The following is a 10,226-nucleotide window of genomic DNA, read 5'->3' as shown; positions in this document are numbered from 1 at the left end:
GTGGCGTCTCGTACAACGAGTACGTCACCGAGCTGACCTATCTGCTGTTCCTGAAGATGCTGGCGGAGACGGGGGGCGAGAGCCAGTTGCCAGTGGGCCAGCGCTGGGAAGATCTGCGCCAGCGGGAGGGCATGGAGCAACTGAACTTCTATAAGCGGTTGCTGCTGGACCTGGGCACCAAGGGACGCGGGCTGGTGCTGGCCATCTTCGTTGATGCGCAAAGCCGCCTGAAAAGGCCGACAGACCTGAAAGCGCTGGTCGAGGCCATTAACGGTCTGGACTGGTTCAGCGCGCGGGAAGAGGGGCTGGGCAACCTGTATGAAGGGCTGCTGGAAAAGAACGCGGCGGAGAAGAAAAGCGGGGCCGGGCAATATTTCACCCCCCGCCCCCTGATCGACAGCATCATCCGCCTGATCAAGCCGCAGGCGGGGGAGGTGATCCAGGACCCCGCCGCCGGGACCGGGGGCTTTCTGGTTGCCGCCGACCATTACATCAAGGGCAAGACGGACGGGCTGTTCGCCCTGCCCGAGGCGCAGCGCTTTTTTCAGCGCAACAACGCCTTTGTCGGGCTGGAACTGGTGCCGGATACCCACCGCCTGTGCCTGATGAACCTGATGCTGCATGGCATTACCGGCGACAGCGGTTCCGGCGTGCAGCAGGGTGATACCCTGTCGCATGAGGGGGAGGCGCTGGGTCAGGCCGATGTGATCATCACCAACCCGCCCTTTGGCACCAAGAAGGGCGGTGGCAGGCCGACGCGCGGGGATTTTTCCGTCACCGCCGATGTCTCCAACAAGCAATTGGCCTTTGTCGAACATATCATCCGCGCCCTGCGGCCCGGCGGTCGCGCCGCCGTGGTGATCCCGGATAATGTGTTGTTCGAGGATAATGCAGGCCGCGCCCTGCGCCAGATGCTGCTGGACTGGTGCGACCTGCACACCATCCTGCGTCTGCCCACGGGCATTTTCTATGCCCAGGGCGTCAAGACCAACGTCATCTTCTTCACCCGTGGCAAGGCGGCCAGGGGTAACACCAAACAAACCTGGGTCTATGACATGCGGGCCGACATGCCCGCCTTTGGCAAGACCCGACCGTTGACGGATGAGCATTTCAAGGATTTCGAGGCCTGTTACGGCGATGACCCGTTGGGCCGCGCGCCGCGTGTGGATCAGGGCGAGACGGGGCGCTGGCGCGCCTTCACCCGCGCCCAGATCGCCGAACGCAATGACAATCTGGATATCGCATGGCTGCGCGATGACAGCGGCGACCCGGAAGATGGTTTGACCGAACCGACGGACATCGCCGCCGCCATCATGGGCCATCTGCAAGCAGCACTGGAGGAGATCGCCGCCTTGACGGAAGAAGTGGGCGGGGACGTGACGTTGGTGCAGGAGGCAGCAGAGTGAGCGGGGAATTGCCGAAGGGGTGGAGTGCAGAAGCCCTCGGGCATTTGACCTCAAAGATCGGGAGCGGGGCCACCCCTCGTGGGGGTGAACGCGCATATAAGACGCATGGCACCCCCCTTATCCGCTCCATGAATGTGCACTTCACCGGCTTCCGAAAGGATGGCTTGGCCTTTTTGGATGAAGATCAAGCGCGGGCGCTTGATAGTGTTACGGTTCAGCCTGATGACGTATTGCTGAACATTACGGGGGCATCCATTGGCAGGGTAACCCAGGCTCCGAATGAAATGGAGAATGCACGCGTCAATCAGCATGTGTGCATAATTCGACCCCTGGATGGGATAAGCCCCGCTTTTGTGTCTCGTTACCTATCATCACCACGGATGCAGGTATTCGTTGCCGGTGAGAATTATGGCGTTACACGGCAAGCCCTTACTAAGGAAATGATCGAAGGCATCAGCCTTCCTGTCCCCCCTTTGGCTGAACAACACCGCATCGTCGCCAAGATCGACTCCCTGTTCGCCCGGTCATCGCGGGCACGGGACGAACTCGCCCATATCCCCAGGCTGATCGAACGCTACCGCCAAGCCGTGCTGGAAGCCGCCTTCCGGGGTGACCTGACAGCAGATTGGCGCAACAAGTCAGCTTCCGTTGTTGACCCATCTCAAACCGTTGCCAACCTAATTGCCCAACGTCTGGAGACTGGTGGCACGAGAGAGATATTATTCAAACAGCCGCAGAAAATTTTAGACGATTCCATAAATTCCCCTTGGCAATACACCACTTTAGAACAAATTTGTCACCAAACTAGAGGCATTCCTTATGGAATTGTTCAAACTGGAAAGCCTGTCGAAGGGGGAGTTCCGACTGTCAGGTGTGGAGATATTAAAAATTTCGAGATTGATGTCTCCATGTTGAAGAAAGTAGATCCAACAATTTCCGCGGAATATGGTCGAACAGTTTTGCAGGGTGGAGAGGTGCTAATTACTATTCGCGGCAGCATTGGCGAATCTGCTGTCGTTCCGAAAACCATGAAGGGAATGAACATCAGCCGGGAAGTGGCAATGATTCCTGTTCTTCCAGGAATGGACGCTGATTTTATTGCATATCTTTTGGCATCACCCCAAGGCTCACGCTTTCTGGCAAAGCACATTAAGGGGGTAGCCCAAACAGGAATCAATCTTTCAGACATTCGTTCATTTCCTGTTCCCATTCCAAGTAATGCTGAGCAGAAAGAGATTGTTCATCAAATAGAAACGAGATTTCGAGCAGCTCAACATATTGCCGACGAAACTATACAAGCGCTATCTCGCTTGAGCCGCCTCGACGCCTCCATCCTCGACAAAGCCTTCACCGGCCAGCTCGTCCCCCAGGACCCCAACGACGAACCGGCCTCCAAACTGCTGGACCGCATCCGCGCAGCGCGCGCCGCTGCCCCCGCCGTGAAGCGGGGCCGCAAAGCCAAAGGGGCGGCGGATGGCGGGCTTTTCTGACCGCTGGGTCCGCATCATGGCCGATTATGCTGCCGATGGCGTGTGGGACAGCGAGGGCTATGCCCACACGCCCGACGACCTGCCCTTGTCGGATGGGCTGCGGGCCGATATCCGGGCGTGGGCTGCATGGTATGACCGGGATTGCGAAGATGGGATGCCCGATCCCAAACCCTTCCCCCCGGATGATTTCGCGGCCCAGGGCCTTGTGCTGGCCCGGCTGGTCAAGGCGGCACTGCCAGACTGGACCGTCATCTATCATGATGAGGCAAAGGCGGCCAGGGCAGGCTGGGGCGATGACCGGTCGGTTTACGAGTACGAAATTGAGGGCGGGTCGCCGCCGACGCTGGAGTAATCCCCTGGTCGGCAGTATCCTGGAGGGACACATAATGTGTCCCTTCGCAACCATGCGGGGGTGACGGTAGAAGAAGGGGGGAGCGATCCCCGGTTTCAGCGCACATGACCACGTCTCGCCACATCGTCGCTCTGCTCAAGAGCCACATCGCCGGTGACGAGGACCATTTCCTCACCGTGGCCATGCAATTGGCGGCGCATGAGGCCCGGCAGGGCCATGGCAAGCTGGCGCAGGAGCTGCGCGACCTGATCGACCATGCCAAGGAACGGAAATCGGCGGTCGTCCCCAAACGCTCCGGCCCGGTCCCCCTGGTACAGGCCAAGGGCGAATTGGCCAACCTGCTGACGGTGCGCTATTCCGATGTGCGGCTGTCCAGCATGGTGCTGACTGACGAGATCGAAGGCCGGTTACGCCGGACATTGCTGGAGCAAACCCAGCAGAGCGTGCTGCGCAACCACGGGCTTTCACCGCGCCGCAAGCTGCTGCTGGTCGGGCCGCCGGGGGCGGGCAAGACCATGACGGCGGCGGCATTGGCGGGGGAACTCCACCTGCCTTTGTTCACCGTGGTCCTGGACAGCCTGATTTCCAAATTCATGGGGGATACGGCGGGAAAGCTGCGTCTGGTGTTCGATGCCATGCGCATGACCCGTGGCGTCTATCTGTTCGATGAGTTCGATGCCATCGGGGCCAAACGGTCCAGCGAGAATGACGTGGGCGAAATCCGCCGCGTCCTCAACTCCTTCCTGCAATTCCTGGAGCAGGATGACAGCGACAGCCTGATCATCGCCGCCACCAATTACCCGGACCTGCTGGACCGCGCCCTGTTCCGCCGTTTCGACGATGTGATCGAATATGACCTGCCGGATGCGGGCCTGCTTGAACGGCTGATGCGCAACCGGCTGGCCGCATTCCAGGCACCGCGTTTGGCCTGGTCCAAGGTTGCCGATGCCGCCAAAGGACTGAGCCATGCCGAGGCGGCTCGCGCAGCCGATGAGGCAGCCAAGACGACGATCCTTGCAGGTAGCACCAAGATTACCACCTCGGCCCTTTTGACCGCCGTGACCGAACGGCAGAAGGCCGCCCGCCACCAGGATTGACCCTTCCGCCATGCCCCCACCGCCGCGCAACCTGCCGCACTTCCGCATCGAGGGAAGCGGTGAGACGGAACGATATACGAATCCCTCACGGCCAACGACCCGGCAACCGCCCTACCGCGACCGGGAGCAGCATGCAGCCGCGCTGACGGCGGCGATTGCGCAGGCGATCCGGGCTGGGCGCGGGGAACTGGGGGCACGAGAGCCGACCATCGCCGACGGTGAGCCGGGCTTCTACCTGCAAGTCACCGTGCCGCGCGGTGAAAGTGAGGCTATCGACAAGCTGAGCAACCGGACTCAGCGCGTCGAGCTGGTGTCCGTGAAGGAGAATGGGGACGGCGGGAATGCTTTCCTGGAGGCGACAGTATTTGTGCCCGCCGGGGCCGAAACCTACTATCTGGAGAAGGTCGAAGCTTATCGCGATCCCGCGCGAAACACGCGGACTGGTCATCCTGCGAATGAAGCGCTGGTCGCCCGGATCGATAATGTCCGGCTTGCCACGGTCCAATCATTGTTCACCGACGACATCGCACTGTTTCCGCTGCCGGGTCGCCCGGTCTGGTGGGAGGTCTGGCTACGTCGAGATACGCGCGAACGGTTCATGCATGTTGCTGACCGGCTGAACATCCAACGCCGGGAGCATGCTGTCAGTTTCCGTGAGCGCGATGTGGTACTGGCGCTGGCTGATGTGGCGGCGATGACCCGGCTGATCCGGAACTGTGATGCGGTGGCGGAACTGCGCCTCGCCAAGGATACGCCCGCGCTGTTTCTCAGCATGGATGGTGGCGAACAGGCCGAATGGAGCGACGAGCTTCTGGCCAGGGTCAACCCACCCGGTGGATCGGCGCCAGCGGTATGCTTGCTGGATAGCGGGGTGACCCAGGGCCACCCGCTGATCCAGAACGTCCTCGACGAAGCGGACATGCATACCGTCGAACCCGCATGGGGTAAGGCCGATACCGCCACGCTGTGGAACGGGCACGGCACCGCCATGTCAGGCGTGGCCATCTATGGCGATCTTCACCCCCTGTTTGCGGGCACCCAGCCCGTTGATCTTCAGCATCGGTTGGAAAGCGTCAAAATCCTGCCACCCAATGGGCAGAACGATCCCGAGCTTTATGGCGCCATCACCACGGAAGCGGTGGCACGCGCTGAAACCCAGGCACCGCATCGGCACAGGGTAGTTTGCATGGCGGTAACCAGCGCCAACCCGGTTCCCGGTCGTCCCTCATCCTGGTCGTCGGCGGTCGATCAACTCTGCTTCGACGAAGACAATCGGCGACTGGTGGTGCTATCGGCGGGCAATATCCGCAGTGCGGTGAACCCGGCCACCTATCCCGACGCGAACGACCTGGAACCAGTGGAAGACCCGGCACAGGCATGGAATGCGCTGACGGCGGGGGCTTTCACTGACAAGGTCAATATCACCGATCCCGACTATGCCGGGTGGGCACCGGTTGGCACACCGGGCGACTTGTCCCCCTGCTCTCGCACCTCAGTGACCTGGAGCAGGCAATGGCCCATCAAGCCTGATGTGGTGTTCGAGGGAGGAAATGTTGCCAGTGACGGAGCGCAAGAACCCGAGCCCATCGACGACCTGCGCCTGTTGACCACCCATTGGCGGCCTGCCCGGCGGCTTCTGGACACGATGGGCGATACCAGTGCCGCCGCCGCCCTGGGGGCAAACATGGCGGCCCGTATCATGGCGGCTCGCCCCAATCTCTGGCCTGAAACTGTGCGTGGCATGATCGTCCATTCCGCTGAATGGACACAGGCGATGCGGGCGCGCATGGCCGGGCGCTCCAAGACCGAGTTGCACTCCCTCTTACGCCGGTACGGTTATGGCGTGCCCGATCTCGACCGTGCCATCCTCAGTGCCAGCAACGATCTCACCCTGATGATTGAGGATGAACTGCGTCCCTTCGACAAGGAACAGGGATCGAGCACCGCGAAGGCGCGGGACATGCGGTTGCACCGGCTGCCATGGCCCCGGAGCGAATTGGTCGCACTCGGAGAAACACCGGTCCAATTTCGGGTCACCTTGTCCTATTTCGTTGAACCAAATCCTGGTGAGCGGGGTTGGACGAGACGGCATCGTTATGCCTCCCATAATCTCCGATTCGCAGTGAAGCAGGCGACCGAAACGGTTGACGATTTCCGGCGCCGGATCAACCGGGTGGCGCGTGAGGAGGAGGAGGGCCTTCCCTTCACCCCCGGCGCTGGGGACAATAACTGGCTGCTGGGCACGATCCGTGACCGTGGCTCTTTGCACTCAGATTGGTGGACAGGCACCGCCATTGATCTGGCCGGGCGTGATGCCATCGGCATCTATCCCGTCGGTGGTTGGTGGAAGGAAAAGCCCTATCTGGACCGCTGGGATACCGAGGCACGATATTCCCTGATCGTCACGATCCGCGCCCCCGGAACCAACGTGGACCTTTACACCCCAGTGGCAAACCAGATCGCTATTCCGGTCGTGGTCGGGCGGCCATAATCGCAACGCGCTACGGAACTAGTGCCCGTCATCCCAGCCTCGGCCTGATCATCATGCAGCAGCAGAACATCTCCATCGGCACCCTGGTTGACATGTACAAGCGCGGGGAACTGCGGCTGCCGGAAATTCAGCGCCATTATGTGTGGCGGGCAACCAGGGTGCGCGACCTGCTGGATTCGCTCTATCGGGGCTATCCCAGTGGTTCGATCCTGATGTGGGAGACGGATGAGCCTGTCCCAACCCGCGATTTCGCCATCGCGCAGGAAACGACCGCCTTTGCCGGGCGCAAGCTGCTGCTGGATGGCCAGCAAAGGCTGACCTCCTTGACTGCTGTGCTTGGCGGCGCATCGGTCGCCGTGCGCGGACGCAAGCGGCCCATCGACATCCTGTTCAACCTGGATCACGACGATGGCCCGCCGGTGGGCGATACTGAGGTCGATAGCGACGATCCTACATCGATGGTGCCGGATGACGAACTGGCGGATGACGCCGACGAGGGTGATGCGTCCGAACCCGGCATTCAGGAACGATTGAATCGTCGCACCTTTGTCGTGGCCAGCCGCGCCCTGGCTGCCCTGCCAAACTGGGTTTCGGTCGGAGAGGTGTTCCGCACCAGCAATGACGCCGTCATCCTGGAGAAGGCTGGCATCGAGTCGTTCAAGGACCCCCGTTTCCAGAAATATTCCGACCGACTGAAAAAACTGAGGGCCATCAAGGACTACCAGTATGTCGTCCATGTTTTGGAACGACAGATGAGCTATGAGGAGGTCACCGAAATTTTCGTTCGGGTGAACTCGCTCGGCGCCAAACTCCGGTCGTCCGATCTCGCCCTGGCACAGATGACCTCGCGTTGGCCCAATCTTATCAGGGCGTTGGAAGAGTTCCAGGCCGAGTGCGAACAAAATTGGTTCACTATTGAACTGGGCCAATTGGTTCGCGCCATCGTCGTATTCGCCACCAGGCAGTGTCTGTTTCGCAGCGTCGCTTCCACCCCGATAGAGGTGCTGAAAGAGGGGTGGAAGCAGGCGCAGGAAGGGTTGCGCTTCGCCATCAATTTCCTCCGCAGCAACGCCGGGATCGAGGACGAGACGCTGCTATCGTCACCCATGTTCATCCACGCCCTGGCCGCCGTCAGCCACGTGAAAGACAACAAGCTGACCGCCGAGGAGCAGAGCCGTTTGCTCCATTGGTTGCTGGTGGCGAATGCGCGCGGGCGCTACTCACGCGGATCGACGGAAACCCTGTTGAATGAGGACCTGGCCATCATCTTCCGCACCGGGGACATCAAGGCACTGATCGAACCGGTGCGGCGTCAATTCGGTCGCCTGCATATCGAGCCAACCGATCTGATGGCCCGTGGCGCGAACAGCCCACTCTTCTCCCTGGCCTATCTGGCGCTGAAGGCGGCGGGCGCCAAGGACTGGTATAGCGGATTGGGCCTATCGCTCACCCATCAAGGCAAGCTGCATTTCATCCAGTGGCACCACATCATCCCGAAATCGCTGCTGAAGGACCATGGCTACGAAACCGGCGAGATAAACGAGATCGGCAACATGGCCTTCATCACCGGGCAGACGAACCGCCGGATCAGCAACAAGGAGCCAAGCTCCTATCTGCTGGATGTCGTCCAGAAACAGGGTGAACTGGCGCTCCGCAGCCAGTGCGTGCCGACCATCCCCGATCTCTGGAAGACTGAAAGCTATCGGGATTTCTTGCGCCTGCGCCGCGAGATGCTGGCAGAGCGCATGAACGCCTTCATCCGGGAAAAGGCGCAACTCTCGACGACGCCCGGCGCGCCGGAAGGCGGTCTATCCGCCGACCTCAATGCACCGGAAGCCTGACCAGCTTGACCCGTCCCGACGTCTCGCCCGATAGCCCCTCGGGTTCGATACGATCCTGACATCCTGGATAACCGTATCGAATTCAAGGTGCAGGTGACCGCAAATCCATGTGGCGGGTTTGCCGACCCTGATCTCATGAACGTCCAGCAGCGATGCGCAGGCACTGCCCACATCCCGCCCCAGGACCGCAGCGATCTGTCGGGTTGGCGGGTAATGGCTGATTCCGACAACAGCGTCGGCTTGGTGGCTGAAAGCTGATGCAATTGCCGCTGCCTGCGCCGCGTCGTCCGGCCGGAGGCAAGCCCCGATAAATCTCACCCCATCAATTTCGGCGACCAATGCCGGACACCAGTCCAGAACGCGGACATTCTCGCGGATGGATTTTTTGGTACTACCATTTTCGTGGTTACCCAGTACTGCGACCACATGGCGGTACTGTTTGGCGGCTTCGTTCAGAAAATCGACCATATCGTCCACGTGCTCGGCAGTGTCACCGGTCACGACCAATGTCTCTCCGCCAGCTTTCCAACCAGAAATGTCGATCCCGCCCAACCAACCATGCGGGCCGCCCGAGAGGGCGTTATCGAAATGGAGATCGGAGCAGTAGTCGATCTTCATGCCAAGGCTCCCGCACCGAAAATTCACCCCAAAAAGCCGGTGATAAATAGGGGACGATCCAAAATGGTGAACCATTATGCGCTACCGCGAAGTCATTGATGCTGCCGCCCTTTCCATTCTCGCAAGGAAAATCGCCGATCTGAGGGGAACCTCAAAGGCAGAAATTTCCAAGGAAGTGACTATCCGAAAGACGGATCACGCCAAAGCCTGTCATTTTCTAAGTGAAGAGTGCGGCGTAACGCCAATCGACATCAACTCAATGTGCCCACAATTCGTTCAGGTGGTGTTCGACAACATCAAGGATCAGATTCTATTTTTGAAGTCGTGTCCGCATGGCGATCTTACCGGAACCGAATACGTTGTTGAGAAGGAAGTGTGCCCCCAAATTTATCGGGAAATCTGGGCATCGTTTCTCGAAATCCTTGACCGGCACGCTTACTTCGGTCGGATCAAACTTCGGCATGTTTTGCGCATGCAGGTTCGGACGTTCACAGAGGCTGAAATGAAGGAGTTTGAACGAAGATTTGCTATTACATGTTGATATAATGCGACTAAAATTGACGACCGCCTCTCGGCAATTGACGGACCTGAACCCCTGGGCGGGAATAATTTTGGCGTCGTGAATTGTATTTCCTCAAAACACGCCACGACCTGAAAAATTTGCGCAGAATAAAAAAGGAAACCAAAAAATTATTGTACCACTATTTTAAATTTACTTACGGTAGTTTGAAAATTTTTACACATGTCAATTTTTAATTTGTAATTTTTCACATCATTTTTGTTTGACTCATGCCCACGTGATTCTGCATCCACTTGTCGAGTTCTTTCTCTGACGCTCATGTCCGCATTATTGGCTGTCAAGCTTGAAGAGAGTGGCCGATGAGCGCGCGGCGTAGGAAGTGGTCTGGGATCATGTTCAAGGAACTGAGAG

At 59.3% G+C, this 10,226-nt stretch carries 9 protein-coding genes; 7 read left to right on the top strand and 2 right to left on the bottom strand.

The window, feature by feature from the left end:
• From ACM9HJ_RS30630 to ACM9HJ_RS30605, 6 genes are all read left to right on the top strand, one after another.
• On the top strand, positions 1–1,406 hold a 1,406-nt coding region (locus tag ACM9HJ_RS30630), incomplete at its 5' end, for an HsdM family class I SAM-dependent methyltransferase (RefSeq protein ID WP_416575603.1).
• A complete protein-coding gene (locus ACM9HJ_RS30625; RefSeq protein ID WP_416575602.1) occupies positions 1,403–2,896 on the top strand; it encodes a restriction endonuclease subunit S in 1,494 nt (497 codons plus the stop codon). The genes ACM9HJ_RS30630 and ACM9HJ_RS30625, both read left to right, overlap by 4 nt.
• A complete protein-coding gene (locus ACM9HJ_RS30620; RefSeq protein WP_416575601.1) occupies positions 2,880–3,248 on the top strand; it encodes a hypothetical protein in 369 nt (122 codons plus the stop codon). The genes ACM9HJ_RS30625 and ACM9HJ_RS30620 overlap by 17 nt, the downstream gene beginning before the upstream one ends.
• Positions 3,249–3,352: 104 nt before the next feature.
• Entirely contained in the window at positions 3,353–4,345 is a 993-nt protein-coding gene (locus tag ACM9HJ_RS30615; protein WP_416575600.1) for an AAA family ATPase, read from the top strand.
• Between the two features lie 10 nt (positions 4,346–4,355).
• Positions 4,356–6,836: a S8 family peptidase gene (locus ACM9HJ_RS30610; protein ID WP_416575599.1), complete on the top strand. Its 2,481-nt coding sequence runs from the start codon at positions 4,356–4,358 to the stop codon at positions 6,834–6,836.
• Positions 6,837–6,889: 53 nt separating this feature from the next.
• Entirely contained in the window at positions 6,890–8,677 is a 1,788-nt protein-coding gene (locus ACM9HJ_RS30605; RefSeq protein ID WP_416575598.1) for a GmrSD restriction endonuclease domain-containing protein, read from the top strand.
• Here the strand turns inward: ACM9HJ_RS30605 and ACM9HJ_RS30600 are convergent.
• On the bottom strand, positions 8,645–9,295 hold the full coding sequence (locus ACM9HJ_RS30600) for a metallophosphoesterase (RefSeq protein ID WP_416575597.1): 651 nt from the start codon (positions 9,293–9,295) through the stop codon (positions 8,645–8,647). The genes ACM9HJ_RS30605 and ACM9HJ_RS30600 overlap by 33 nt on opposite strands.
• Positions 9,296–9,371: 76 nt before the next feature.
• On the opposite strand from ACM9HJ_RS30600, the gene ACM9HJ_RS30595 reads away from it, so the two are divergent.
• Positions 9,372–9,836, top strand: coding sequence for a hypothetical protein (locus ACM9HJ_RS30595; RefSeq protein WP_416575596.1), 465 nt, complete (start codon positions 9,372–9,374; stop codon positions 9,834–9,836).
• Between the two features lie 149 nt (positions 9,837–9,985).
• Here ACM9HJ_RS30595 and ACM9HJ_RS30590 read toward each other — a convergent pair.
• A partial coding sequence (locus ACM9HJ_RS30590; RefSeq protein WP_416575595.1) for a hypothetical protein occupies positions 9,986–10,226 on the bottom strand: 241 nt, incomplete at its 5' end.

This window comes from Niveispirillum sp. KHB5.9, assembly GCF_048066115.1.
In the GTDB taxonomy this organism is placed as follows: domain Bacteria; phylum Pseudomonadota; class Alphaproteobacteria; order Azospirillales; family Azospirillaceae; genus Niveispirillum.
This window is presented reverse-complemented; position numbering and strand designations above follow the sequence as displayed.